Genomic DNA, 26,087 nt, shown 5'->3' on the forward strand with positions numbered 1-26,087 from the left:
ACGTGTGTTTGTTTAAGTATCATATTATCACCCCCTAATTTTCTTTCATTATAACGCAAAGGTCTGAAATTATAAATTGGTATAGCAAAAAAGCAATTGGTTCAGTTGAAAAACCATAAAGAGTAGGCTAAACTAAAACATGCCGCTATTTTAAATTAAACTAAACGATTAAAAATAAAACAAATCTTAGGAGTGAAGCAATTGGAAAACAGATATGTCATCATCCTGGCTGCTGGTAAAGGAACACGCATGAAGTCAAAACTATATAAAGTGCTGCATCCTGTCGCTGGAAAACCAATGGTGGAACACATCATGGATCAAGTAGAAAAGACGAATCCAAGTGAAGTTGTGACGATCGTCGGTCATGGTGCCGAGGCAATCAAAAGCCATTTAGGTGAACGTAGCCAATATGCTTTACAAGCTGAACAATTAGGAACAGGGCATGCGGTGTTGCAAGCAGAAGCACATTTAGCAGGAAAACAAGGCACTACTCTTGTGATTACAGGAGATACACCATTACTAACTGCTGAAACTTTATCGAATCTTTTTGACTATCATCAAGGAAAAAATGCCAGTGCGACGATTTTGACCGCTCATGCAGACGATCCAACTGGATATGGTCGTATCATTCGTGATCATGTAGGGATTGTTGAAAAAATCGTGGAGCAAAAAGATGCTTCTGAGCAAGAGGCGCGTGTGCAAGAAATCAATACTGGAACATTTTGTTTTGATAATGAAGCACTATTCAATGCCTTATCTAAAATTAATACCAACAATGCACAAGGGGAATATTATCTAACGGATATTATTGAGATCCTTAAAAAAGAAGGCAAGACAGTTGCCGCATATCAAATGGCTGACTTTGAAGAAGCGATGGGAATCAATGATCGTGTGGCTTTGGCTGAGGCTAATAAAATTATGCATCGTCGTTTAAACACGATGCATATGAGAAATGGTGTATCATTTGTTGATTCTGATTCAACCTATATTGATGAAGGCGTTGTGATTGGTTCAGATACCGTGATTGAAGCTGGTGTTCATTTAAAAGGGAAGACAGTGATTGGTGAAGATTGTATGATCGGCGCACATTCAGAAATCGTTGATAGTGTCATCGAAGATAATGTAAAAATCACACAATCAGTTGTTGAAGAAAGTATTATTCGCAAAGATGCGGATGTTGGACCCTTTGCTCATATCCGCCCACACGCTGAGATCGGCGAACGTGTTCATGTGGGGAACTTTGTGGAGATCAAAAATGCGACAGTGGCAGAAGATACGAAAGTCGGTCATTTGACTTATGTTGGTGATGCAGACTTGGGTAAAGATATCAATGTTGGCTGTGGTGTGGTTTTCGTTAATTATGATGGGAAAGACAAGCACCGGACAACTATTGGCGATCATGCATTTATTGGTTCAGCAACAAACCTGATTGCTCCTGTGAACGTTGCGGCGAATTCAGTTATTGCAGCAGGATCAACGATTACCGATGATGTAGCAGAATTTGACTTGGCGATTGCTCGTGCTAGGCAAGTGAATAAAGAAGGTTATGGGAAAAATATGCCTTATATGAATAACGAGAAATAAAGAAAAGATGACTGCATTTTTGTTCAGCAGTCATCTTTTTTTTATCCTATTTTCCGTTTCCGGTTATATTCATAGAAACTGTAACCAGAAAGACCAACAATTAGTAACCCTAAACTACCATATGCGACAATCGTTTCACCCATTTTTGGATAATTTGCTGTTTTTCCAACGGGTTTGGCTACTTTTATCTCATCAGGTTTCGTTGGGTCTTTTGGATCTGGATTTGGTACAGGTTCAGGTTTGTTTTGTTTATTGAACTCGGCTTCTGAAATGGAAATGATCCGTTCGCCGGGAAAGGCTTCTTTATATTGTGCAAGATCAATAGTTGTTGCCGCATCATAAAGGCGCAGGGTGGTTCCTTGTTTTAGATGATCGATTAAGACGGTATCTAAAGAAGGGCCTTCTTCTCGTTCGCCGCCTAACATATCGTAGCCATCGCCGCCAGCTGCTAAGAAATCATTCGTTGCCATATGATAGGTTGCCTTTTCATCGATCGGGGCAAATTTTCCAGTTGTGCGGTCCTGCACTTCTATTTGCAGAACTCGTTCGCCGACGAGGGTTTTATCTGTTCCGTTTCCTTCGTCTGCTGGCAGTAAAGAGCCCTTTTTCGTTGAATCGTAGTGTACACGAATTGTACTTGAAACATGGAGGAAACCACCATTTGCACCAAGTTTTGGCTGGTTGGAATCATCTAAAAGGATTGTGCCATTTTCGTCTTTTTGCGCCATTGAGCGAAGAGAAAGTTCAAACATTTCCTTGACTTCAGCACCAGTAACATTGATTTGGGAGATACTATTGCCAAATGGCATAACGGCAATAACATCACCCAAGGTCACTTTACCTGGTTCGATATTTGCTCGAATACCGCCGCCATTTGTGACCGCGAAATCGGTTTGATTATTGAAGCCGTGTTGGCCATATGCGAACATTGCATCGCCAATCAAATTTCCTAGATTGGTTTCTCTCGTGCGTACATTATCGCGTTCGCCATTGAATTGGTAAGGGTTATTTTCAATCACAACTTCTGAGCCCCAGGCTTCAAAATTCGCTCTAGCTTGATCGACTAACGCTTTAACAGCAGGATTTTCTTCTAAATCTGCTAATGATTGTGCGGGAGTTAATGAAGCGGTTTTTTTAGTAAAATCTGCCAAATCAACGTCAACTAAACCGACGTTGTTTAGATAATTTCCGGTTTGTGTGTATATGACATTGCCAAATTTCTTCCCGCCATCAACGGCTGTATGCGAATGACCATCCAAAACTGTAATATTCAAATCAGGAAATTCTTTGCTTAATGCCTCAGCTAAAGTATCACCACGCCATTCATGCGGGGTGGTTTCATCGATGCCTAAATGACCTGTTACGACATAGGCAGTCATTACTTCTCCTGAATTGTTGATTTCATTGATTGCTTTTTTTGTTTCAGTGATTGGATCGGAAAAAGTCACACCTTGTACATTATTTGGATGGGTTTTAGTCGCTGTTTCTGGTGTTGTTACGCCGATGATCGCATATTTTTCGCCACTTTTTTCAACGACTGTAGAGGGTTCAAAAACGAGCTCTCCATCTTTAAATGTATTGTTGGAAAGGATTGGGAAGTTTAATTCATCTTTATAGTCCAATGCAGTTTCCAAGCTAAAATCAAATTCATGATTCCCAACGGCCATTGCATCGTAACCAACTTCATTCATCACTTTGACCATATCTTTACCTTTAGAGAAATTAGACATTGGCAGTCCTTGAAAGGCATCCCCCGCATCGATCAAGAGGTCTGGATTCATCCTATTTTTATAGGTTTTCAAACGTGCCATCCCTAAGACATCTTTGCCATTTCCTTCCAAACGTCCATGTATATCATTAGTATGCATGATTGTGAAGGTTTCTGATTCGGGTTGATATCCTGCATTTTTCACGTCTTCTTTTGTGATAGGCTTAACGTTAGGCGTCCGACCATCGGCAGCAGGTTCGGTCTGTAATGTACCGTCGTTGACTAATCTGACCGCTAAATCTCGCCAGTTTTTGTTAAAATGATAACCGATCACTTCCCAGTTATTTTCGATTTCAACTGTGGGGTCAAGGGTTTGCTTTTCACGAATATAATCAGCAATCAAGCCACGTAATGTTTCAGGATCAGTAGACTTGATTGGTTCCCCTGTGACAATACCTTGTGCTAATAACCCTTCGTAGCGATAATTGTTCATAGCTATCGTATAGTTTGCCGTAAGATCAACTGGTTTCCCGTCGATGGTTGGATTGATTATGCGTTGCCCATGTGGTTTAGAAATATCGATCTTATAAGAAATTCCTGAAAAAATATCATAATTGTATACACGAATTTTTTCGTTAAAGCTGATCGTTAGGTCATCAGGTCCGGGTGTATTGTAGTAATCCGCCTGGTTTTCCATGTATGTCAGTAGGTTTTCGCCAGTAATAGCGACACTGACAAGTGTATTAGGATATTTGTAAATATCAAAAATATTGGAATAAGAAATATCGCCAGCATTTAATCTACTATCTGCTTTAAAGAGGGCAGAAGCGGCTAGTTGAGCGCCTGTTGCTTGTCGTTGCACATTATTGATCAAAGAGATCATCGCAGTGGGACGTAGTTGTGCTTCTGGGATTCCTTTTATTTCTTCAGCTGGTAAAAAATGGCCAGTGGCTGTTCCGATTTTTTCTGAAATGAATTCTCTTGTTTTGTCATGGTATTCTTTCGTTTCAGCTTTTAATGCTTCATCTGCTGGGACCGTTTTGGTGCTTACAATAGCAGCATCACTGTTTTTAACTTGCCACTGGTCCCCATTTTTTTCAATATCAAGATCGATTTTGATCATTTCTGTTCCGGTATCTTTAGGTCCAGCTACTGGAACGAGCCCATTAGGACCTTGGATTTTTTCTGCAAAAGAGCGGTGATCATGACCTAGAATATACGCATCGATGCCTGGAACGTTACTGATGACTTGATCGGCACTCGCAGCAGGATCAGCATTTTGACGGCCAGCATGGATCGACGCAACAATGATATCTGTCTCATCTTTTAATTCAGCAACAGCTTTGGCTGCTTCTTCTTGCAAAGGATTAAAATAAAGGCTGTCTACTTTGGCGCCATCCCATAATGGAATTTGCGGTGTTGTGAGACCGATGATGCCGACAGTCAAATCGGTTTGTCCGTCTCCGTTTAGGTCAATATTTTTTTTCATTGTACCGCCAACAAAGCGATTGTTTGACTCGTTTACATAAGTGTTTGCTGATAAGATCGGAAATTTCGCTTCATTCTCAAGCTTTTTAATTAGATCCAAGCCAAAATTGAATTCATGGTTCCCTAAAACCATTGCATCATAGTTCATATAATTCATGGCTTTGATCATGGGGTTTGGCTGAGCAATCAAAGGTGCTTTATTGTATAGATCATCTGTCAGAATCGTTCCTTGATTCATATCCCCATTATCGATCAAGATGGTTCCATTTGGATTTTCTGAGCGAACACTATTTACAATAGAACTGACTTGAGAAAGACCGACTGGTGTTTGTTTGTCATCTTCGTAAGACCAGTTCCATAGCTGACCGTGAACATCAGAGGTTCCTAAAATCGTCAATTTTTGTGGTAGATCGTCCGTTTCATCTAAAGGTTTTTGAACGACATCTTGTTCATTTTTTACTGTACTTGAAGCAGTGGAACTTTCGGAAGTGCGTGTTGAAGTTTCCTGTGTGTCACTACTCAGAGTGTTTTCAATCGCTAAAGCGGTGGTAGTACTAGTACCTACAAGTAATGTTGAAACCATCAATATCTGTAAACCCAGTTGTACTTTTTTCAAAACTGACTTTTTCACAAAATTCCCCCTCAAAATAATTAATGCTTAACAGGATGAAAGTAAGCGTAGTGCTAGTCTGCGAAGCTAGAAAGTTTTAGTCCAATGACGTAACTAGCTGCAACGAAAGTAATGCGCTTTCATTTTTTCTGCCATCTAAATAGTAATATATATATTGTCTATTGTCATTATAAAATATGCTGATTTTCAAAAAAAAGAACAAACGCCTCCTCTTTCAACTATTTTTGTTTTTTTACACGAACAGTCACCGACTTTTATTAGAAAATCGTATTAATTTAGAGGAATCCCCCAAAATGACTTGATTTATTTTGAAAAAGTGACTACTATTTATAAGGAAACTATTGTTCAGCAAAAGAAAGTGGAGGTCCTCATGTCAAAACATTATTTTGATCCTAGATTGAAAATCTTTTCTCTTAACTCAAACCGTCCTTTAGCGGAAAAAATCGCAGCAGCTGTCGGTGTAGAATTAGGAAAATCTTCTGTCACGCAATTCAGTGATGGTGAAATTCAAGTAAATATTGAAGAAAGTATTCGTGGTTCTCACGTTTACATCATCCAATCAACAAGCAGTCCTGTTAATGATAATTTGATGGAATTGTTGATCATGATCGATGCCTTAAAACGTGCTAGTGCAAAAACAATCAATGTTGTGATGCCTTATTATGGGTATGCACGCCAAGATCGTAAAGCGCGTGCTCGTGAACCGATCACAGCGAAACTTGTAGCAAATATGCTTGAAAAAGCAGGAGCAACTAGAATGTTGACATTGGATTTACATGCAGTTCAAATTCAAGGATTCTTCGATATCCCAGTGGATCATTTAATGGGTGCGCCATTGATTGCAGATTACTTTATGGAACATGGGATTCAAGGGGATGATGTTGTGGTTGTGTCTCCTGACCATGGTGGTGTGACACGTGCACGTAAACTTGCGGAATACTTGAAAGCACCGATCGCAATCATCGATAAACGCCGTCCGAAAGCAAACGTTGCTGAAGTGATGAATATTATTGGCCACGTAGAAGGTAAAATATGTGTGCTGATCGATGACATGATCGATACAGCTGGAACAATCTCGCTTGCAGCGAACGCCTTACAAGAAGCCGGAGCCAAAGAAGTCTATGCTTCATGTACACATCCAGTTTTATCAGGACCAGCTTTACAACGTATTCAAGACTCTGCAATCAAACGTTTAGTTGTGACGGATTCCATCTATCTTTCTGATGATCGTAAAACGGATAAAATCGATGAAATCAGTGTAGGTGAACTAATTGGAGATGCGATTAAACGTATCCATGAAAATAAACCAGTTAGCCCATTGTTTGAAACAAAACGCCGTTAAGACAAGTGATAAAAGTTGCCAGACCATGCTGTGTTTTCACATACAGCATGGTCTGGTAACTTTTTTATAAAAAAGATTAATCTTGTTTCACAGCGGCCATCTGTTCACTATACAATTTTCCATCATACATCTTGAAAAATGGATAATAACAAACGATCGAAACCGCTAAATTAATCAACGCAATCAACACCGCGCGGAAATCACCGCCCGTTCCCAGAAATGCCCCGATCCCTACAGGCGAAATCCAAGGAATCCCAGTAATTACTTTATTCACCAATCCAAGAGAAGAAGCAAAATAAGCAATCGTGACATTGATCAAAGGTGTCACAATAAACGGAATGATCAAATAAGGATTATACACGATTGGCGCTCCGAAAATCACTGGTTCATTGATATTAAACAAACCAGGGAGTACAGCGGCTTTACCAAGCACCTTCAATTGATCAGATTTTGCCACAAAAATCATCAATAAAACTAAGCCAAGCGTACTTCCAGCACCGCCGATAAAGATATACATATTGACAAAATCACCAGCAAAAATATTTGATCCCCCGTCAATATTTTCTGTTAATGCTACTAATAAAATTGGATTGATAAAACTATTCTTGATCACTGCAGTCCCATGAACCCCAACAGCCCAAAGCAGGTGGATCAACAGCATGATTACGATGATTCCCAACCAAGAACCGGTCAGATCCTTTACAAATTCAAACGGTTTTGACAGTAATCCATGTAAATCAGTATGGAACACTGCTAAAATCGTATTGATAAATAGCATGACAAAAGCAATAAAAATAGCAGGAATCAACGAAGCAAATGCTTTACTTACACCATCAGGAACTCCTTCTGGCATGCGAATCGTAATATTTTTTTTCACGCATAAACGATAAATCTGTGTAGCAATCACTGCTGTGATGATGCCAATAAAAATACCTACCCCACTAAAGCGAGTGACCCAACCACCTAATGCAACGCCATTATAAACAATGGCTGTTTCACTTTCAGATTGGATCAACTGCGCACCACCATCAACGATATCCGTTTGGATAATGGTCATCAAAAAGGCAAACAAACCTAAAACAGCACCCACGAAGCTGCTAAGCCCTTCACTTTCTTCTTTTCGATAAATATCGGTCAAATAGTAGGCTGTTGCCAAACAGTAAAAGATCGCGATCGAACCAATCGACATAGTCGTTGCTACACTGTAGATCGGTGCAAATTTCAAAATCGTATGTTCAAAAAAAGGCGCAAGTGGGGGAATGATTTGCGGTAGATTATTGATGATCAGAAAAATCGATCCCACAATCGTAAACGGCACCGTAATAATCCCTGCTTGCATGATTGCCCGAATAAAGCGCAAGTTTGCTACTTTATTCAAAGGCGGCATCAATTTTGTTTCTAAGAATGTAAATACTTTATTCATTTTCTTCTCCTTTCTTTAAGAGGGCAGCTGATTTGTTTTAATCAGCTCTTGATACCAATAAAAACTGTCTTTTCGATATCTAGCAAGATCTTTTTCATCCTGTTCTGTGCGGTCTACGTAAATAAAACCATAACGCTTGCTGATCCCTTCATGGACACTGACTAAATCGATTGCTGACCATGGGCTGTAGCCAATCAAATCAACACCGGCTTCAATTGCCTGTAAGCATTGGTCGATGTGCTGTTTTAAATAGTTGATGCGGTATGTGTCGTGGATTTTGCCATCAGCTGTAAGCTCATCTTTTGCGCCTAAACCATTTTCGGTAATAATGATCGGTAAATGATAACGATCATACAGTGTTTGCAACGTTGTTTTTAAACCATCGGGATCGATCGTCCAGTTGAATTCATTTTTCTTCAAATAAGGATTGGTGAAGCCTTTGTAAAAACCCCATTCCATGATATCTTCACTTTGTTGATCGCTGATTCCGTTTGCCATACCGTCTTTTTTAGTTGGTTTTTCTACAGTGACCGTTGTGTAAAAGTTCATCGCAACAAAATCAGGGAAATGATTTTCCATCAGTTCTTTGTCTTCGGGGGCAATTGTGATTGTCACATTATTGCGGTTCAAATAATCTTTAAAGACAGTATTATAACGGCCAAAACAAGAGAAATCTAGATAAGCCCAGTTGCGGACACTATTAAAATAAAGCGCTGCTTGATTATCTAATGGTTTACTAGTTGCAGGATAAACAAGTGAAATGTTGGGAACAGGTCCGATTTTTCCGCCTTCGATCAGTTCGTGGCAGCGTTTAAACGCATATTTCTCGGCAATCATCAAATGATGGAACTGTTGGTACTTTTCTTGCAGTGGAATCTCCTTACCAAGAATTTTTTTATCTACTAGAAGCATGATGTTCGGTTCGTTGATGGTCAGCCAATGTTTGGCTCGGTCCCCGTAGGCTTCAAAAACAGTTTCTGCATAATGCTTGAAGGCCTCTACAGTGGTGCGAGCACTCCAGCCGCCTTCGTCTTCTAAAGCTTGTGGTAAGTCAAAATGATTCAAGGTGATGTAAGGCTGAATCCCATATTTTAATAACTCATCAATTACATCGTTATAGTGTTGTAGCCCCTTTTGATTGATTTCACCTCGTCCATTTGGAAAAATTCTGGTCCAAGCGATCGAAAATCGGAAGACTTTGATCCCCATTTCAGCGAGTAAACGAATATCTTCTTTGTAGTGGTGATAGTGATCCACTGCTACCGTGAAGTCCGTAATGTCATGATTATCTCTTTGGCGTGTGTCTTGAACACTTAAGCCTTTGCCGTCGCTTTGATAAGCGCCTTCAGTTTGATGGGCGGAAATGGATGCGCCCCATAGGAAATGTTTTGGAAATGTATTCGTCATATGATTCTCCAATCTGTTTTTTTATAAAGCGTTTTCTTGGTTTTAGAATAAGCGATTGTTTCGGCAAATTCAATGCAATTTAAAGAACTGTTCATGAAAGTATTTTTATGAACAGTTCTGGATAGGCAATTGCGAAAAAGCGAACACTTTTCAGTATACCTTTTTTATTCAGTTAAGACTTCTGTGGGGATTGACTGATGTTGATAGTGTGCCAAAATTGAAGTAGAAATAGCAGAATCGGTATATAATGTATCAAATAAAAAGGTTCGATCGATCATAAAAGAGCTCACAGATTCTAAATGAGTCGAGGAGGCATAAACGAGTTTAGCTCCTTTTGTATGCTGGATCATGGTTCGATAAACAAAGGATTCACTCAAGGTTTTAGTCGTTACTTCATGGGTATTAAAACCAGCAGCTTCAATGATACAAAGGTCAGCGACGACTTTATTAAAAGAATGGATAGCAAAATCCCCAACTAAAGCCTGTGTGTTTTTTTCCAGTTCCCCGCCACTGATCGAAATCAAGGCTTTTTTCTTAGGATGGTCGATCGAAATCGCAGCAGCATCATTCGTCAAAATCATGAGCTTAAAAAAAGACAGAGCATAAATCAATTCTGTCGAGAAGCGACCTGCTCCGACAAAAAGTTGCCGGTCCTCTACTAGAAAAGGGGTGATTTGCTTAATAAAAGCCTCTACTGGAAAGGCTCGTTCCTCCTGCACTGTAACGGTCTGCAAGGGAAGATGAGGGAGTAATCGAACGCCGCCGTAAAACCGCTCGATCATCTTTTTCTTTTCTAAAAACAATAAATCACGTCTGATTGTGACTGTAGAAACGTTAAAAAAATCTGCCAACTCGTTAATGGTTAAGTACTCTGCTTCTTTTAACCGTTCGAGCAAATTTTCTCTTCTTCTAAACACATCGCCCTGACTTGTTTTCATAATTAGCCTCCCAATTTAAAAGGTTTTATCTTTGAAATTACTCATAGTATAGACAATGTGGCGGTAAAAGTACAACCTGGTTCAAGTAAGAGTTAGCGTTCCATTTTCTTGAAAACTATTGCTTAAAAAGGGGCCCGCATTAATGCAATAGCCCAGTCACCAATTTCTATACAAAAAGATATAAATGAAAAGAAGAAAAACGGTCATGCTCCCTTCCGTCCTTCTTCCTTTTTTATTATTGATTGATCAATTGTTCTATCCTTAACTCAGTCATCGATGCAACGTGTAAGTCAGCATCGTTTAAGGTTTCGGTTGTGGAAATTCCTACAGCATACATTCCAGCTGCTTTGATTCCGTCAATTCCTGCTTGAGCATCTTCAAAACCAATTGCATCCTGTGGTTCAACATGGATACTTTCTGCTGCTTTTACGAAAATTTCAGGATCAGGTTTTCCTTTTTTTAGCGTTTCTGGATCAACGATATGTCCGAAGAAATCGAGTACGCCTAATTTTTCTAGAATCATTGGAGCGTTTTTAGAAGCAGAAGCAATTGCACAAGGAATTGCTTCTGCTTTCGCTTGGACGAGAAAATCATGAACGCCAGGTAATAAGTCTTTTTCTGAAAGATCTGCTAAAAGCTGAACATATGCGTCATTTTTCTTTTGAGCTAGAACTTCTTTTTCTTCTATGCTGAACTCATCGTCCCGCTGTCCGTAAGCTAAAATTTTATCCAACGAATCCATACGGCTAATGCCTTTTAACGTTTCGTTGAATGTTTCATCAATTGTAATACCTAAATCCATTGCTAAGTCTTTCCAAGCAATATAATGAAATTTTGCCGTATCTGTAATGACGCCGTCTAAGTCAAAAATAAACCCTTTTTTCATGGGAATTCTCCTATCTTGTGATTAGTAAGGGATCGTTGTTTTTGTGTCTGCTTGAATATGGTAAGGCTGGTTTTTGATAATGATCATTGTATCTTGTGATGCATAAATTTGAACAGAATGGTTTGAAATAGTCAGTTGATAATGGATACCCTTGTGCTCCACAGTAAAGGTCATATCCGTCCAGTTTTTTGGTAAATTGGGCTGAATCATTAGGTTTTTCTTCTTGATATCGATCCCAGCATACGTGGTCAGTGTGACATAAATCGTCGCAGCCATTACGCCGGTGTGAATACCTTCAGCAGTTGTTCCGCCCTGGATGTCACGATAGTCAGAGTAAAGTGCTTCTTGGTATAGCTCCCAAGACAAGTCATGAAAAGCAACTTCTTCAGCAAGTTGGGCATGGACGATTCTTGAAAGGGTAGAACCATGAGAGGTTCTATTTAAGTAATATAAAAGATTTTTTTCAAGATAATCTGTAGGTAGCGTATAGCCGAGTTCTTCGAAAATTTCATCGATCTTTTCTTTATTTAAATTATAAAAGAGCATCAACGTATCAGCTTGCTTAGACACTTTGTACTCATCAGGTGAGCGGCCTTCCGCTTTTAAGATACGGTCCATTCGATAAATGTTTCCGTATTTGGCTTTTGCTTGCGCCCAATCAATTTCTTTTAAGTTAAAATACCCTTCATATTGAGCAATGATTCCATCTTCGTTGATTTCGATCGACAGGCGCTTACGCATATCGTTCATTTGCTCAAGATTTTCTTTCGTGATTCCTGTTTTATTAAATAATATATCTCGTTCTTGCGTATTTAAAAGTGAGAGGATATTTTCTAGTTCTTCAAATAGCCAAACGACCATTAGATTGGTGTAAGCATTATTTTTCAAACCACTCTCTGAACAGTTAGGATAGCCTTCATGGAATTCATCTGGCCCCATGACTTTATCTATAGAATAGCGATTGCTAATTGGATCAAAGGTTGCTGCACTGCGCCAAAAATTGGCGATTTCTAAAAGCATTTCAGCACCATATTCTTTGATAAATTGGTCATCGTTAGAGTTATTCCAGTACATCCAGATATTATATGCAATCGCTAATGAAACATGCCGTTGCAAAATACTGTGATCTTCTCCCCATTCCCCATTTAAGGGATTTAAGTGAAGCTTTTGTGTATCTTCGCTGCCGTCTAAGCCAGATTGCCAAGGATACATTGCACCTTCGTAGTGATTTTCTTTCGCATTTTCTTTTGCTTTACCCAAACGATTATAACGATACATCAATAGCTGTTTGGCTGTTTCAGGAAAATGAATAATATAAAACGGTAAGATGAAAATTTCATCCCAGAAAATATGACCGCGATAAGCTTCACCATGTAAGCCACGAGCTGTGACTGAAACATCTAATTCATTGTTATTAAAAGGTGAAGCAGAGACAAACAAATGATAGGTATGGATTCTTAGTAATTTTTGTGACATTAAATCACCTGTCACTTGAATATCCGCTTTTTTCCAAAGGGCAGCCCAAGCTTTTTTACTTTCAGAAAATTCTGTTTCAAAGGAAATCGCTGGAACAGATGGACTTGCCCAATTTTTTTCGGCAATAGAGGTTTTGACTTGAACCTGTTTTTCCATAGTATAGGTGTTATTTTGTTTAGCATTAAACGTTATTTTTTGTTCAATAAGTTCTTCACTAATCGAATTTTTGACAACATTTGCTTCAAAAAAATCACCTGTAATCGTCGTGTTTTGTTGAATAGTGATGTTTGATTGGTTGGTTTGGACTTCAATCATTGTTTTATTTTTATCTGCAATCAGCTGAGTTACGTGGAAATGCTTAGCGGTTAAATTGCGATAACGTTCCACGTTAAAGTTGTAAACGGAGCCGTCTGTTGCTGTTTTTACGGTTATTGATTTAGAAAAGTTCAAGGGTGTGATCGAATACTTAATGCAGTAATTATTCATTTGCGCCATGTTGACTATTTTTTGCGCTGTTATTTTTATTTGGTGCTGCTTGCTGTCTTCAATAATCACATGAGAAGTAAATAGCCCTGACTTTAAGTCGAGATTTCTGTGCAAGTAATGCAAAGTGGACTGTTCAAGCGATAGCCACTTATCTGTTCCTGCTACTTGGATGTTGATATATTGGTTGTTTGGTGTGTTAACGAAATCTTCATTTTCCACAATTTGGCCTGCGACTTCTGATTGCTCTTCATTGTAGAGTCCAGCAATGTAAGTAGCTGGGTAATGGTCTTTTGTCAGTGTCATTTCAGGTATCGTACCACGTAAGCCCATAAAGCCATTTCCAATTGTTAACAAGGATTCAGTGGAATACTCTTCCTTACCTGGAGTGTAGCCAAAATAGTCTAGATTCCATGTTAAATATTCAGCTTTTTTCTTAAAAGCTGCTATTAAATCAGAGGTTGCGTTTGCTTCAAACGAGGTTAGAATCGGTAAGTTTAGAATTTCTGAAAACTGCTTAATTAGATTTTCTACATTGACGTTCAAAGGTGTTACTTTGGTGTTTTCAGTGTAAAAATCAGTAGGAATATCGTTAAAAATAGCACCGTTAGCAGCAGAGAATTGCTCTTTTATTTGGTTGGCTAAAGCGTCAACGGTTTTCGGAAACTCAAAGTCTGAGAAGGTGAATGTCTGCTCTGCGATTAGGTTTTGTTGCTCTTTTTCTTGGATATGTAGGGTATTTTTAGTAATGGTGAGAGATAGGAATTTCATGATAACGGCTCCTGACTAATAGTTATTTTGAAACTTGTATAGACATGTTGTGTTTTCGGTTTCATTATAGTATGGATTGCTTGTAAATACAAGTGTAATCACTGAAAAGAATTCTTTTGGGTTATGGTTTTACTTATTGAGAATGCTATTTTTTTAGGGGAGAATGTGCTATCATTTTCTTTGAGTATCCTAAGGTGGAGGGATGGACATGAATAAATTTCATGATATATTTTTGGAACTTGAAAAAGGTATTTTAGAAGGGGATTATCAACCAGGAACACTGTTGCCAAGTGAAAACCAATTGGTTGAGCAATATTCAGTATCAAGAGAAACGATACGTAAAGCACTGAATTTATTGATCAATGCTGGATACATCCAGAAGAAACAAGGTAAAGGATCAATTGTTCTGAATGTTAGAAAATTTGATTTACCAATTTCTGGTGTCATCAGCTATAAAGAACTGCAAAGCGCCCAACAAATACATAGTATAACGAGAGTTGTGGAGCTTGAAGAAGAACGTGTCAGTGAATCCTTGGCACGATTGACTGGCTGGAAAAAAGATGCAGCAGTTTGGCGCTTAGTTCGCCAAAGAGAAATCGATGGAGAGGTAGTTATTATCGATATCGACTATTTGTTAAAAGAAATCATTCATGAATTGCCAAAAGAACGAGCAGCCGACTCTATTTACGATTATTTTGAAAACGATTTAGGTCTGGCGATTAGCTATGCTCAAAAAGAGATCACCGTTGAGGCGGTAACAGATGCGGACCAGAAATTGATGACTATTCAGGATGATACACATGTAGTAGTGGTCCGTAGTGTGGTAAGTTTGGAAGATACGCGTTGTTTTGAATACACAGAGTCCAGACATAGATTAGATAAATTCAAGTTTGTCGATTTTGCCAGAAGAAGAAAAGTATAGAGCAAAAGCGGTTATTTTGAGGAGATGAAAACTGTGTATATAGGAATCATTTATTTTATTGTGATTATTTTAGCAAATACAGTTGGTGCAATTTCAGGAATGGGCGGCGGAGTGATCATTAAACCGGTACTGGATACACTACATTTTCATCCATTAGCGGCGATCTCATTTTATTCTAGTGTGGCTGTGTTTACCATGTCGATCGTTTCAACGTTGAGGCAGATGAGGAATGGGTTAAAATTACGAGTACCGATCGCAGTCTTTGTGTCTTTAGGTTCGGTGATCGGTGGAGTTTTAGGGAATACTGTATTTGAATTATTATTAAGACTATTTTCAGATGAAAAATATGTACAGTTGCTCCAGATTGTATTAACGATTGTCACATTATTATTTGCGTATTTTTATACAAAAGTTGGGAATGAACGCTCCATTGATTTATCTCATCCTGTTTGGTATGTGGTGGTTGGACTATTTTTGGGCTTCATTTCCACATTGTTGGGAATTGGTGGTGGACCAATCAACGTGGCCTTATTGATGCTGTGTTTTGGGATTCCGATCAAAGAGGCAACAGTTTACTCGATCATTACGATTTTCTTTTCACAAGCAGCAAAATTAGTGACGATTGCACAAACTACTGGCTTTGGGCGTTTTGATCTGTCTATTTTGGTGTATGTGATTCCAGCCGCTATTGTTGGTGGCTTTGTAGGAGCTTTAATCAGCGGGAAAATTTCTTCTGAACGAGTAACTCAGGTATATCAAGTAGTCATTCTTTTAGTCTTGCTACTGAATCTTTGGAATGGTGTCCAATTATTTATTTGATCTGTATAAACTGCTAAGACGTGGCAAAATTGTAGGAGTAGATGCTTTCATTTGTGCTATAATAAAAGCTTTAAATGGAGAAAAAGGAGAATAAAATGAAAAAAATAGTGTCAGTTGGGTTATTGGTTATATTCAGTGTATTGCTTGTCAGTTGTGCGTCTAGTACAGCTGCAGAAATTGAAATCAATGAGGATAAGGTTCCGTCGATTTATTCCGTCATTGGCGAGAAAAAAATTGTTGGTACGAGTAGTGAAATAAAAAATAAAGTTCGATCAACAACCTTGACGTATAAAGCTGGTAGCATCAGTGAAAAAGATATACATAAATATATTGACTACTTACAAGAAGAAGAGTTTATTCATACTCTTGATTCCAAACAAACATCAGACGGAACGCTAGTTCAATTAGGGAAAGACTCTGTGACAACAGGTGATATCGTGCTGGTCGATTTGATCTATCCGACAATGGATAGTGAAAGTGTGAAAATCATGTATCGTTCTGGTCCTGGCACGCTGAAAATGAAGTAAGCGAAAATTTTTATTCGCATTTGTTTTATTGAGGAGGGCGATAAAATGGACTATCATATTAAAAAATTGACAGAGCTGACGACGAAAGAGTTTCTTGAAATCGTAAAACTGCGAATTGCTGTATTCGTAGTGGAACAGAATTGTCCTTATCAAGAAGTCGATGATGCAGATGAAGTTGCTTGGCATACTTGGCTGCAGGAGGGAACAGATATTGTTGGCTATACTCGAATCATCGATCAAGGCGATACGGTAACGTTTGGTAGAGTGTTGATCAATCCTAAGTACCGTAACCAAAAATTAGGGAATAAGCTTTTAAAAGAGACATTAAAAGTAGTCGAGGAGAACTATCCAAATCGCCCAATCGTGATTGGTGCTCAAGCACATCTTACTAAATTTTATGGTGCTTTTGGATTCGAAGCTGTTTCAGAAGTTTATTTAGAAGATGATATTCCTCATGTTCAGATGAGAAGAAACTAAATGGAAAGTTGGTAGGCATTTTGGTGTTTACCAACTTTTTAGGAGTAGAACTGAGCATCAAGAATGATTAAACTAGAAAGCTTAAGGATTCAGAAAATCAAAAGTTAGAGTTAGTTATTCTCACTGTTCGATTCTTCGATTTCTGAAGAAGATGTGAAGGATACCATTGAAATTTCAGCAACTAATGATCAACGATTAGTAAAAGAACGAAAGCTGTGATACTATTTTACTATAGAAATTTTGATAGAATAGAGGTGGTCTGATGGATGAAAAAGAACAGCAAAAAGAACAAATACGTAAGCTAGGACAGGAAGCTGTTGCACAAAGTAAACAAAAGCAACTAGAAGTAGAAGAAAAAGTCAGCCAAAGGTTAGCAAATATTCAAGAAATAATGCTAGAAACACAAAAACTAGTAGAACAATGGACAAAAAAAATGCCCGCTGAGCCACCAGTAAAAGAGAATCATTTAAAGCTAGTTCCTCCAATCAAAAAAAGAGAAGAAGAGGAAACTACATCAAAGAGTTCACTTGATAAACCAGACGAGATTAGAGAATAAACATATTCAGCAATGAGTGTGCTGTCTAATCTCGTCTGGTTTTGTTATGAAAATCAAAATTGAGGATTGTTAAACCCGGTTACATAATATAAAAATAAGTATAAAAACCAAAGCACACCTAATGCAAAAATAATTCGAGCGATCCAACTTTGCTTTATTTTAAGTTGCCAACCACCAACGATAAGCGCAAGCCCCAAAGCACAATTGAAAACAAGCGTTCCTAGGCGAGGATCGATTATCCCGGCAAGAAACCCAAAAATTAATATGTAAGCACTAGCTACAGTCCATTTTCTTCTCATCCTATTTCCTCCCTGATATGGTACAGACTGTCTTTAGTATAGCGCAATCACTGGTAAAATGTTGTTTTTTTAAGAATTGTTCATCAATCAAAAAAACTTTTCCAACAAATGGAGAGCCATTTGTTGGAAAAGTTTTCAGGTGACTAAATAGTTATTATTGCTAATTATTCTTTATGATTCTCAGCATGATCTTTCGTAGCATTCAGTGTTGTCGCAGTATTTTGTGCTGCTAACAAATCACGGATTTGTTCTAATAAATCATCTGTTGTAGGACCCGCAACTTCTTCTTCCTCAGGTTGTGGTTTCTTTTTCATCTTATTGACAGCTTTTACGATTAGGAATAAAACAAAGGCTGTAATTAAAAAGGTAATAAGAGCACTGATCACATCCCCAATGTTGAATGCCACGCCTTTAATGTTAAAAACAAGTGCGCCTAACGCGTCATCTGCACTTTTTTCTCCAGTGGTCAGCACGAAAACTAAGCTAACGAGCGGCGTAATCAATCCATTGACGATTTGTGTCACAATCGCAGTAAAAGCAGAACCAATAACAACCCCAACAGCTAAATCAAGGACATTGCCACGCATAATAAATTCTTTAAATTCTTTGATCATAAGTTTAACCTCCCTTTCTCAAATTTAGTATACAGAAAAAATGAAAAAAATTGAAATGAAAGACTCTTCCAGCAAGGAAAGACTGATGAGCTGTGCTATAATTAAATGGATGTAGAAAATCTTAAAAAAACATTTAAAAACGTCCAGATGATTGTATTTCAGACTGGGCTTTATTATGATGAAAAGCAAAGAGGAGCTGACAAGATGCCGATCACATTAGCACAAGGGGTCAATTTACATGTTGTACCAACAGAAAAATATAAAACGGTGCGTATTTTAGTTCGTTTTAATACGCGTTTGAATAAAGAAACAATAACGAAGCGGACGCTGCTATCTAGCTTACTTGAAACAAATAGTTTAAATTACCCAGATCAAGTGAAACTAAGTGAGAAATTAGCAGAATTATATGGTGCTAGCTTTGGCATCAATGTTAACAAAAAAGGCAATTTGCATTGGTTGAATCTCTCAATCAATTTGGTCAATGATAAGTACTTGGAGCATAGTCATGTTTTGGCGGATGCAGTTGATTTTGTCAAAGAAATCTTATTTTATCCCAATATCATTGATGGGAAATTTGAGGAAGAAACATTCCAGCGTGAAAAAGAAAATTTAAAAGCCTACTATGAAAGCATTTCTGAAGATAAGCAAGTCTATTCTTCTTTGGCATTACAAAACCTATATTTTAGTCAGTCAGAAGATCAAAAAATCCCAAGTTTCGGCAATAGTACCGATTTGGAAAAGGAAACGTCAACTAGTATTGCTGCATATCATCAACAAATGTTACGTGAAGACCAAGTGGATATTTTTGTCCTTGGAGATGTCGAAGCAGCAGCAGTTACTGCGCTATTCAGTAAATTGCCCTTTGAAGACCGCGCATCAGGAATCGCTGATATTTTTTATGCACAACCCTCAAGAAATGTCATTGAAGAACGTTCTGAACAAGAGCCATTAGCGCAATCTAAGTTGAATTTAGGCTATCATACTGATGTTTATTATGGTGATGAGAATTATTTTGCCTTGCAAATATTTAATGGAGTTTTCGGTGGATTTCCGCATTCTAAATTATTTATGAACGTCCGGGAGAAAGAAAATCTAGCGTATTATGCGTCTAGTAGTATTGATACATTCCGCGGCTTCCTAAGTGTTCAGACAGGAATTGACGGAAGTAATCGTAATCAAGTGCTGCATTTGATTGCAACGGAATTAGAAAATATCCGTCAAGGAAAAGTCACAGATTTAGAAATCAAACAAACCAAAGCAATGTTAAAAAATCAATATTTACTTTCTTTAGATAATGCGGGAGCAGTTTTAGAAAATGAATACTTGAATGATTTGATTCCCCACCTACGTTTAAAAGATGATGAGTGGCTTCGTCGGATGGAGGCTGTCACAGTGGCAGATGTTCAACGAGTAGCTAAATTGGTCCAATTACAAGCCATTTTCTTTTTGGAAGGAGAAAAAATCGATGAATAAAAAAGAATATCCACAAATCAACGAAGTTCTCTATACAGAAGTCCTAGAAAATGGATTGACTGTTTATTTATTGCCGAAAGAAGACTATAACAAGACCTATGGCTTGTTCACTACAAACTACGGTTCGATCGATAATGAATTTGTACCAATCGGTGAAAAAGATTTTATTAAGGTGCCTGATGGAATCGCTCATTTCCTAGAACATAAAATGTTTGAAAAAGAAGACGGCGATGTTTTTCAACAATTCGGACGTCAAGGTGCTTCTGCTAATGCATTTACAAGTTTTACAAAAACAAGCTATCTTTTTTCAACAACAGATCAAGTGGAACAAAATTTAGAAACCTTATTAGATTTTGTTCAAGATCCGTATTTTACAAAAGAAACAGTTGAGAAAGAAAAAGGAATCATTGGACAAGAGATTCAAATGTATTTGGATGATTCAAACTGGCGCTTATTTTTTGGCACGTTGGGCAACCTTTATCCAAAGCATCCGCTACACATTGATATTGCTGGGACAGTTGAAAGTATTGGGGAAATTACCGCAGAAGATCTGTATACCTGCTACAACACATTTTATCATCCGAGCAATATGACATTATTTGTTGTTGGAAAAATGAAACCAGAAGAAATGATGACGTTTATCCGAAATAATCAATCGGCCAAAACATTTACGAAAGCAATGCCGATCAAACGCCATTTTCCAAAAGAAACAGCAGCAGATATCATTAAAGAAAGTTCAATCGAGATGCCAATCAGCCGTTCTAAAGTGATCGTGGGCTTGAAGGGTCTGGATGAAGTGCCAACAGATGGGAAAGAATTACTTAAATATAAAACGACTGCCAATCTTTTATTGCAATTATTATTCGGTAACACCTCTCAAAATTATTTGAATTTGTATAATGAAGGGTTATTGGATGATAGTTTTGGTTATGAATTTAATTTAGATCGCAGTTTTCATTTTGCAGATTTTGGCGGTGACAGTGATCAGCCGGAACTATTGGCACAACGGATTGAAGAAATTCTTCTAACGGTAGATGGAAACCCTGAATTGACAGAAGCCAACTTATCTTTATTGAAGAAAAAAATGATTGGCAAATACTTCCAATCTTTAAATTCACTAGAATATATCGCCAATCAATTTTCACAATCACTTTTTGGGGAAACAACGTTGTTTGATACACCAGAAGTAATCGAGAGTGTTCAATTAGCGGACGTGAAAAACGTAGCAAAAGTATTCATCAATCAAGAAGGATTGAGTCGCTTTTATATGTATCCTAAAAAATAAGGATCGAACTAGTGAGAGAGCAAGCCTTTGAAGTATGTTGTATGTGATGTAGCCAAGATGATAAGGCTTGCTTGAACTCTGAATAGCAGAAACAAAAAAAGTCCGAAATTTAGTTGAAAACTTTCAAAAATGTTACCCTCATCAGTAATTTTTTATGGTATGCTTAGATAAGTAGAGTAAAGTAAATCTATCAGCTCTTTGAATAGCTTAATCTAAGGATTTACCCAAAGATTTTACAGAGCACTGTGAGATAGGAATCGATACAAAGATAGACTATCTAACTCTTACAGAGACAGATGCGAGAACGGATTACTGAATGAAAGCCTGCTTTAAATAGGCAAAATTGATAAATTAGAGAGACTGGAGAAGATGGACGAGTGGCCAGCGTAAATATAGGAAAAAAATTAAGAGATGCACGACTGCAGCAAAACATGTCATTAGACGAATTGCAGCAAATTACTAAGACACAAAAGCGTTATTTGATCGCTATCGAAGAGAATGACTTTGATTCTATGCCGGGAACTTTTTATGTGCGTGCGTTTATTCGTCAATACGCAAGTGCAGTAGGACTAGATGGCAATGAATTAGTGGAAATTTATGATGGGATCGAGGAACCAGAAGATATAGAAACAGCGATCCAATACCAAACATTAGATGAATCACGAACGCAAATGTATGATGAAAACAGTCAGGGCAAACGTTTCATGCAAAGTTTACCTGCGGTTATTTTTTCTTTGATTGGATTAGCCATTGCAATTGTTGTTTTTTATATTACATGGCAAGATCGTCAAGCAAATCCAATCATTCAAACGCCAGCCTCTGAGATAATCAGAGAATCAGATTCGACGCCTAGTTCTGAATCAAGTCAATCGTTGGCTTCAAGTACAAGCACGACAGAATCGTCAACATCAAGTTCTTCATCAGAGCCTAAAGCACCAACTGAAGTGAATTTTGTTAGTGAATCAGGTGTGACAGTGAATATGAATGCAATCAATGTTTCAGAGCCTGCTAAGCTTGAATTTAGTGCTGTAACTGGGCCTTGTTGGGTTGGTGTTTATATTGCGACAGCTGCTAATAATGATAATGGCTATTTTTATCAAGAGACGATTCAGCCAGGGCAACCTAAATCTGTTGAAATTCCAGCAGGTACAACGCAGATTGTTGTTAGTCTAGGTGCATCTGAGTACATGGAATTTAAATTAGATGGTCAAAAAGCGGAATTCAATCCGAATGGTACAGGAATTGGACCGAGAAATATCAATATGTCATTAGCTTATGCACAAACACAACAATCTGAGCACTCACAACCAGCACAATAAAGATCCGCAATTAAGGACACAAGAAATAAGCGAAGGACAACGAAACACTGTTCATCGCTTATTTTTTGAGAACTTACGTGAGTATTCCATTTTTGAATAAAAAAAATATCATTTTTCGTGACACCTTCTATAAGATAACGTAAAATAGGTAAATAGAAGAGAGGGGCAACAGGCATTGAACTTACCAAATAAATTAACAGTTATTAGAATATTCATGATTCCAATTTTTATCGCTGTCGTTAGCATACCGATGGATTGGGGTACACTTACCATAGCGGGTACATCTCTAGCAGTTACGCAATTAGTTGGAGCGATCATTTTTGCAGTAGCAAGTATTACCGACTGGTTGGACGGAAAAATTGCTCGTGCACGTGGTTTAGTAACAAATTTCGGTAAATTCGCTGATCCATTGGCAGATAAAATGTTGGTGATGACTGCTTTTATCATTTTAGTAGGACAACAAAAAGCACCAACTTGGGTCGTTGCGATTATTGTATGTAGAGAACTAGCTGTAACTGGATTACGCTTGTTATTAGTTGAAGGCGGCGAAGTAATGGCTGCTGCTTGGCCAGGAAAAGTAAAAACGGCAACGCAGATGGTGGCAATCATCTTATTGTTTATCAATAATATTCCGTTTACAGCAATTGGTTTTCCTGTTGATCAAATCATGTTGTATATTTGTCTGCTGTTTACGATCTATTCAGGAGTCGATTATTTTGTGAAAAATGCAGATGTATTTAAAGGCTCAATGTAACGATTATTTCCTCTAATGATGAAAAAAATATCCTTTTTACTTGATCTCATGTAAAAAGGGTATTTTTTTAACCTTTTTTATTTAAAAAAAAGAGCATAAATCCTTGATATAACAGTCTTTTTAAACTTTTTCGATCAAAGTGGAAATAATCAACACTACTATTTATAAAATAATAGTTTACTTTTTTTGAAACAGTGGGTATAATCTGTGTATCGGGACTATTATCATATAAACAGTAGTATTCGAACAAAAAAATAAATTGGAGGAATTTAGAATGAACAAATTTGTAAAAGGTGCAGTAGTTGCTGGTTTAGCTTTATCAATCGGAGGAACAGGATTTTTAGCAAGTGCGACTCAAGTACAGGCAAACTCAACTCAATTTGTAGATAATACTGAAAAAATCAATGAGTTGATTCAAGAAAAACAAGAAGCGATCAATAAGAAAAAAGTTAGTCGTGATTGGCAAGAACAAAAAGCTTTAGGCATCCGTATCGGTGAAATCGAACGTGAAATCCAAGCATTAAAAATAGGCGGATCAACAGGCGGTTCAACTGGAAATACAACACCACCACCAACGTCAGGCGAAGATACAACTTCAAAAATCAATGCCTTGATCCAAGAAAAACAGGAAGCAATCAACAAGAAAAAAGTTAGTCGTGATCCGAAAGAGCAAAAAGCCTTGGGTATCCGTATTGGTGAAATCGAACGCGAAATTCAAGCGTTGAAAAATGGTAGCACAACAGGCGGTTCAACAGAAGAGGCGACAACACCATCTACATCAGTAGAAGATAATACAGCTAAAATCAATGCCTTGATCCAAGAAAAACAAGAATTGATCAATAAGAAAAAAGTTTCACGTGATAAAAATGAACAAAAAACTTTAGGTAAACAAATTAGCCAAATCGAAAAAGAAATCAAACAACTAAAGAAAAATAAATAATTCCCTACTATCTAAATACTAATTTTTAATATTCTGACCCAATTTCTTACCCAAATTTGTGTGAATCTTATAAAGTATAGATTTGCCAAGTCATGTTGGCAAAGCAAATAAAAACAGTGAAGAAGCGATTCTTCACTGTTTTTCGTTATCAATATCATTAAAAATATAATCAAATTAAAGGTCCAAAAATCACTGTATAAATACTGAGACCAATTCCGGCAAGAATAAATAAAATCCCTATGGTTAATAACAGATTGAATTTTTTCGCCTTGTTTGCATCTGTTGCTTCTTTTTTAAACAGCTTTGATAAGACCGCAAACAAGAGACCTAGAATAATCAACAAGCCGTTAAGGAAAAAGGTTGAAAAACTATTCTTCTTCTTTGTATTTTTAAGGAGAGGCGAGTTTTGTAATGCTTTTAGCTTTTTAGCGTATTTAAATTCAGCACTTGGCGCTTTGATCGTAGGGGAGACTTGAGCAAGGCCATTATTCATTGTTAATGTATTAGCAGATAGTGTAAAAACTGGTTCGGTATTTTTTTGAATAACACCATAAAAATCTTGATCTAAGATTACTTCTTCTTTATTGATGGTCTGATTTCCTTTAGAAAGCAATTGTTTATACTCATAGGTGGCAAAAGCCTTGTCGAAAAGGGCATTACCAAATGCGTGGCGTTGAAGTTCACCTTCTTGATCTTCCCAATTTCCAACACCTAATACAATTTCGATCAAACGCGTATTTTCACGTTTAGCAGTTGCTGCATAGTTGAAACCACCAGTAGGACTGGATCCTGTTTTTAACCCATCAGCCCCTTCATAGCCATACGCTAAGCCAGGTAAAGAATAGTTATGATTTTCCAAAATCTCAGCGTAGGGTGTATTTTCCATAATGGTGATTTGGGTTGGACTAGTATACATGACTGTATCTGGATAATTTTTTAATAAGTGATAAGATAAGATCGCCAAATCTCGAGCAGTTGTTATGTTATCAGCGTTAGGATCGATTCCTTCTGGTTTGTAGTAACCGTTGAAAGAACCTGTTTCAGCACCGCTGCAATTATAAAATGTTGAATTTGTCATACCGAGTTCTTTGGCTTTATCATTCATCATATGGATAAACTTTGCTTCATCGTTTGCTGTGACTAAATTAGCTAGCATCACAGTTGCCACATTAGATGACTGAACAAGAGTTGCATAAAGCAAATCACGAACAGGATAATCGACACCTGCAACGATCGAATTGTTACTTAACTCGTAAATTTGAGAAATTGCTTGGTCGCTATCTGTCGCTTTAACTGTGGTATCCAACGTAAATTTACCTTGTTTCATCGCTTCAAAAACAAGATAAACGGACATTAACTTGGCGATACTGGCTGGATTCCATTTTAAGTCGGGATTATCTTCCCAAAGGACTTGCCCAGTTTGAGCTTCAATCACGATTGAGGCCTGAGGTTTGTATACTTCGTTTGTTTGATAGCCGGCATTTTGAGTGATCGTTAAAATATCTTCTTGGGCATAAGCGTCAGCAGCCGTAAAAATGCCTGAAAAATAACCTATAACTAATATAAGTGAGCAAATTTTCAATAAAACGTTTCTTTTCTTCATATAAACATCCTTTGTCATTAATCAGGTTCTTCTAGTAAAATCGGGATATTTTTGAAAGCTTCTCGATTAGAATAATGAATCATTTCCTCGACAACTTCTTCCCAGTTAGGTCTAAAAACGTGCGCTAATCTACCTTGTTCATCAAATGTACGTATCAATTTTTCTTCTTGGTCATTATCTTAATCAGAAACAATAAATTTTATTTGAGGTTGTTTCACGAGATATAGAGACTCTTTTGTCAATTTTAAGAAATAGGGGATTCAATTTATTTTCTATAACAGTATTCATATTTTCTGAAAGGTAGTCAGTGTATTCTAACAGATTTTGCTGTTGATTGTCAGAAAATAGGAATTTTTTTAGAA

The 26,087-nt window shown here is 37.6% G+C and carries 22 protein-coding genes; 12 read left to right on the forward strand and 10 right to left on the reverse strand.

From position 1 onward, the window contains the following. Positions 1-201 precede the first annotated feature (201 nt). Positions 202-1,584 (forward strand): bifunctional UDP-N-acetylglucosamine diphosphorylase/glucosamine-1-phosphate N-acetyltransferase GlmU, encoded by a 1,383-nt coding sequence (glmU, locus tag IGJ55_RS00820; protein WP_069639128.1) that lies wholly within the window; start codon positions 202-204, stop codon positions 1,582-1,584. Positions 1,585-1,625: 41 nt separating this feature from the next. On the opposite strand, the gene IGJ55_RS00825 is transcribed toward glmU, so the two are convergent. Further along, positions 1,626-5,411, reverse strand: a complete 3,786-nt coding sequence (locus IGJ55_RS00825) for a 5'-nucleotidase C-terminal domain-containing protein (RefSeq protein WP_430607093.1) — start codon at positions 5,409-5,411, stop codon at positions 1,626-1,628. Between the two features lie 370 nt (positions 5,412-5,781). On the opposite strand from IGJ55_RS00825, the gene IGJ55_RS00830 reads away from it, so the two are divergent. Continuing rightward, complete coding sequence (locus tag IGJ55_RS00830) at positions 5,782-6,753, forward strand: ribose-phosphate diphosphokinase (RefSeq protein WP_069639130.1); 972 nt, start codon at positions 5,782-5,784, stop codon at positions 6,751-6,753. Between the two features lie 76 nt (positions 6,754-6,829). On the opposite strand, the gene celB is transcribed toward IGJ55_RS00830, so the two are convergent. The 5 genes from celB to IGJ55_RS00855 all read right to left on the reverse strand — a co-directional run bounded on the left by celB (position 6,830) and on the right by IGJ55_RS00855 (position 14,137). After that, the gene (gene celB / locus IGJ55_RS00835; protein ID WP_429951271.1) at positions 6,830-8,176 is read right to left on the reverse strand and encodes a PTS cellobiose transporter subunit IIC; all 1,347 of its coding nucleotides are present in this window, start codon (positions 8,174-8,176) and stop codon (positions 6,830-6,832) included. A gap of 15 nt (positions 8,177-8,191) precedes the next feature. Further along, positions 8,192-9,583 (reverse strand): glycoside hydrolase family 1 protein, encoded by a 1,392-nt coding sequence (locus IGJ55_RS00840; RefSeq protein ID WP_430607097.1) that lies wholly within the window; start codon positions 9,581-9,583, stop codon positions 8,192-8,194. Positions 9,584-9,747: 164 nt separating this feature from the next. After that, positions 9,748-10,521 carry a DeoR family transcriptional regulator gene (locus IGJ55_RS00845; protein ID WP_430607098.1) on the reverse strand — a complete coding sequence of 258 codons (774 nt, stop codon included), beginning with the start codon at positions 10,519-10,521 and terminating at the stop codon, positions 9,748-9,750. A gap of 235 nt (positions 10,522-10,756) precedes the next feature. Continuing rightward, on the reverse strand, positions 10,757-11,407 hold the full coding sequence (gene pgmB, locus IGJ55_RS00850) for a beta-phosphoglucomutase (RefSeq protein ID WP_429951265.1): 651 nt from the start codon (positions 11,405-11,407) through the stop codon (positions 10,757-10,759). Between the two features lie 21 nt (positions 11,408-11,428). Continuing rightward, positions 11,429-14,137, reverse strand: coding sequence for a glycoside hydrolase family 65 protein (locus tag IGJ55_RS00855; RefSeq protein WP_430607101.1), 2,709 nt, complete (start codon positions 14,135-14,137; stop codon positions 11,429-11,431). Between the two features lie 208 nt (positions 14,138-14,345). Here IGJ55_RS00855 and treR point away from each other — a divergent pair, with 208 nt between their 5' ends. The 5 genes from treR to IGJ55_RS00880 all read left to right on the forward strand — a co-directional run bounded on the left by treR (position 14,346) and on the right by IGJ55_RS00880 (position 17,438). Continuing rightward, positions 14,346-15,059, forward strand: coding sequence for a trehalose operon repressor (treR, locus tag IGJ55_RS00860; protein ID WP_069639137.1), 714 nt, complete (start codon positions 14,346-14,348; stop codon positions 15,057-15,059). Positions 15,060-15,083: 24 nt separating this feature from the next. Beyond that, positions 15,084-15,878 carry a sulfite exporter TauE/SafE family protein gene (locus tag IGJ55_RS00865; RefSeq protein WP_204638564.1) on the forward strand — a complete coding sequence of 265 codons (795 nt, stop codon included), beginning with the start codon at positions 15,084-15,086 and terminating at the stop codon, positions 15,876-15,878. Between the two features lie 95 nt (positions 15,879-15,973). Next, on the forward strand, positions 15,974-16,405 hold the full coding sequence (locus tag IGJ55_RS00870; RefSeq protein ID WP_429951261.1) for a hypothetical protein: 432 nt from the start codon (positions 15,974-15,976) through the stop codon (positions 16,403-16,405). A gap of 45 nt (positions 16,406-16,450) precedes the next feature. Next, on the forward strand, positions 16,451-16,882 hold the full coding sequence (locus tag IGJ55_RS00875; protein ID WP_429951259.1) for a GNAT family N-acetyltransferase: 432 nt from the start codon (positions 16,451-16,453) through the stop codon (positions 16,880-16,882). A 262-nt stretch (positions 16,883-17,144) separates the two neighbouring features. Then, positions 17,145-17,438, forward strand: coding sequence for a hypothetical protein (locus tag IGJ55_RS00880; protein ID WP_069639141.1), 294 nt, complete (start codon positions 17,145-17,147; stop codon positions 17,436-17,438). A gap of 53 nt (positions 17,439-17,491) precedes the next feature. Here IGJ55_RS00880 and IGJ55_RS00885 read toward each other — a convergent pair whose 3' ends face one another. Both IGJ55_RS00885 and mscL read right to left on the reverse strand, forming a co-directional pair. Beyond that, positions 17,492-17,737, reverse strand: coding sequence for a hypothetical protein (locus tag IGJ55_RS00885; RefSeq protein ID WP_429951255.1), 246 nt, complete (start codon positions 17,735-17,737; stop codon positions 17,492-17,494). Positions 17,738-17,901: 164 nt separating this feature from the next. Continuing rightward, positions 17,902-18,351, reverse strand: coding sequence for a large conductance mechanosensitive channel protein MscL (mscL, locus tag IGJ55_RS00890; protein ID WP_069639143.1), 450 nt, complete (start codon positions 18,349-18,351; stop codon positions 17,902-17,904). A 204-nt stretch (positions 18,352-18,555) separates the two neighbouring features. Between mscL and yfmF the strand changes: the two genes are divergently transcribed. The 5 genes from yfmF (at position 18,556) to IGJ55_RS00915 (ending at position 24,122) form a co-directional block, all read left to right on the forward strand. Beyond that, complete coding sequence (gene yfmF / locus IGJ55_RS00895) at positions 18,556-19,824, forward strand: EF-P 5-aminopentanol modification-associated protein YfmF (protein WP_069639226.1); 1,269 nt, start codon at positions 18,556-18,558, stop codon at positions 19,822-19,824. Then, positions 19,817-21,109 carry an EF-P 5-aminopentanol modification-associated protein YfmH gene (yfmH, locus tag IGJ55_RS00900; RefSeq protein ID WP_430607105.1) on the forward strand — a complete coding sequence of 431 codons (1,293 nt, stop codon included), beginning with the start codon at positions 19,817-19,819 and terminating at the stop codon, positions 21,107-21,109. Before yfmF ends, yfmH begins: the two co-directional genes overlap by 8 nt. A 377-nt stretch (positions 21,110-21,486) precedes the next feature. Next, positions 21,487-22,428, forward strand: a complete 942-nt coding sequence (locus IGJ55_RS00905; protein WP_429951250.1) for a helix-turn-helix domain-containing protein — start codon at positions 21,487-21,489, stop codon at positions 22,426-22,428. Between the two features lie 175 nt (positions 22,429-22,603). Next, positions 22,604-23,182: a CDP-diacylglycerol--glycerol-3-phosphate 3-phosphatidyltransferase gene (gene pgsA / locus IGJ55_RS00910; RefSeq protein ID WP_430607108.1), complete on the forward strand. Its 579-nt coding sequence runs from the start codon at positions 22,604-22,606 to the stop codon at positions 23,180-23,182. A 274-nt stretch (positions 23,183-23,456) separates the two neighbouring features. Continuing rightward, positions 23,457-24,122: a hypothetical protein gene (locus tag IGJ55_RS00915; RefSeq protein WP_069639147.1), complete on the forward strand. Its 666-nt coding sequence runs from the start codon at positions 23,457-23,459 to the stop codon at positions 24,120-24,122. A gap of 169 nt (positions 24,123-24,291) precedes the next feature. Here IGJ55_RS00915 and IGJ55_RS00920 read toward each other — a convergent pair whose 3' ends face one another. Together IGJ55_RS00920 and IGJ55_RS00925 are read right to left on the reverse strand one after the other, a co-directional pair. After that, on the reverse strand, positions 24,292-25,725 hold the full coding sequence (locus IGJ55_RS00920; RefSeq protein ID WP_429951247.1) for a DUF1958 domain-containing protein: 1,434 nt from the start codon (positions 25,723-25,725) through the stop codon (positions 24,292-24,294). Positions 25,726-25,742: 17 nt separating this feature from the next. Next, positions 25,743-25,883 carry a hypothetical protein gene (locus IGJ55_RS00925; protein WP_207121705.1) on the reverse strand — a complete coding sequence of 47 codons (141 nt, stop codon included), beginning with the start codon at positions 25,881-25,883 and terminating at the stop codon, positions 25,743-25,745. Between the last annotated feature and the right edge of the window lie 204 nt (positions 25,884-26,087).

The sequence above is a fragment of the Enterococcus sp. AZ170 genome (genome assembly GCF_050545135.1).
GTDB lineage: Bacteria > Bacillota > Bacilli > Lactobacillales > Enterococcaceae > Enterococcus_L > Enterococcus_L ureilyticus.

What these genes read in the sequence shown, in the direction of transcription:
- IGJ55_RS00830 (WP_069639130.1), top strand. Translation starts at nt 5,782, where the DNA reads ATGTCAAAACATTATTTTGATCCTAGATTGAAAATCTTTTCTCTTAAC.
- treR (WP_069639137.1), top strand. Translation starts at nt 14,346, where the DNA reads ATGAATAAATTTCATGATATATTTTTGGAACTTGAAAAAGGTATTTTA.
- pgmB (WP_429951265.1), bottom strand. Translation starts at nt 11,407, where the DNA reads ATGAAAAAAGGGTTTATTTTTGACTTAGACGGCGTCATTACAGATACG.
- IGJ55_RS00920 (WP_429951247.1), bottom strand. Translation starts at nt 25,725, where the DNA reads ATGAAGAAAAGAAACGTTTTATTGAAAATTTGCTCACTTATATTAGTT.
- IGJ55_RS00880 (WP_069639141.1), top strand. Translation starts at nt 17,145, where the DNA reads ATGGATGAAAAAGAACAGCAAAAAGAACAAATACGTAAGCTAGGACAG.
- IGJ55_RS00875 (WP_429951259.1), top strand. Translation starts at nt 16,451, where the DNA reads ATGGACTATCATATTAAAAAATTGACAGAGCTGACGACGAAAGAGTTT.
- celB (WP_429951271.1), bottom strand. Translation starts at nt 8,176, where the DNA reads ATGAATAAAGTATTTACATTCTTAGAAACAAAATTGATGCCGCCTTTG.
- yfmF (WP_069639226.1), top strand. Translation starts at nt 18,556, where the DNA reads ATGCCGATCACATTAGCACAAGGGGTCAATTTACATGTTGTACCAACA.
- IGJ55_RS00870 (WP_429951261.1), top strand. Translation starts at nt 15,974, where the DNA reads ATGAAAAAAATAGTGTCAGTTGGGTTATTGGTTATATTCAGTGTATTG.
- IGJ55_RS00885 (WP_429951255.1), bottom strand. Translation starts at nt 17,737, where the DNA reads ATGAGAAGAAAATGGACTGTAGCTAGTGCTTACATATTAATTTTTGGG.
- IGJ55_RS00855 (WP_430607101.1), bottom strand. Translation starts at nt 14,137, where the DNA reads ATGAAATTCCTATCTCTCACCATTACTAAAAATACCCTACATATCCAA.
- IGJ55_RS00915 (WP_069639147.1), top strand. Translation starts at nt 23,457, where the DNA reads ATGAACAAATTTGTAAAAGGTGCAGTAGTTGCTGGTTTAGCTTTATCA.
- mscL (WP_069639143.1), bottom strand. Translation starts at nt 18,351, where the DNA reads ATGATCAAAGAATTTAAAGAATTTATTATGCGTGGCAATGTCCTTGAT.
- yfmH (WP_430607105.1), top strand. Translation starts at nt 19,817, where the DNA reads ATGAATAAAAAAGAATATCCACAAATCAACGAAGTTCTCTATACAGAA.
- IGJ55_RS00840 (WP_430607097.1), bottom strand. Translation starts at nt 9,583, where the DNA reads ATGACGAATACATTTCCAAAACATTTCCTATGGGGCGCATCCATTTCC.
- IGJ55_RS00865 (WP_204638564.1), top strand. Translation starts at nt 15,084, where the DNA reads ATGAAAACTGTGTATATAGGAATCATTTATTTTATTGTGATTATTTTA.
- IGJ55_RS00845 (WP_430607098.1), bottom strand. Translation starts at nt 10,521, where the DNA reads ATGAAAACAAGTCAGGGCGATGTGTTTAGAAGAAGAGAAAATTTGCTC.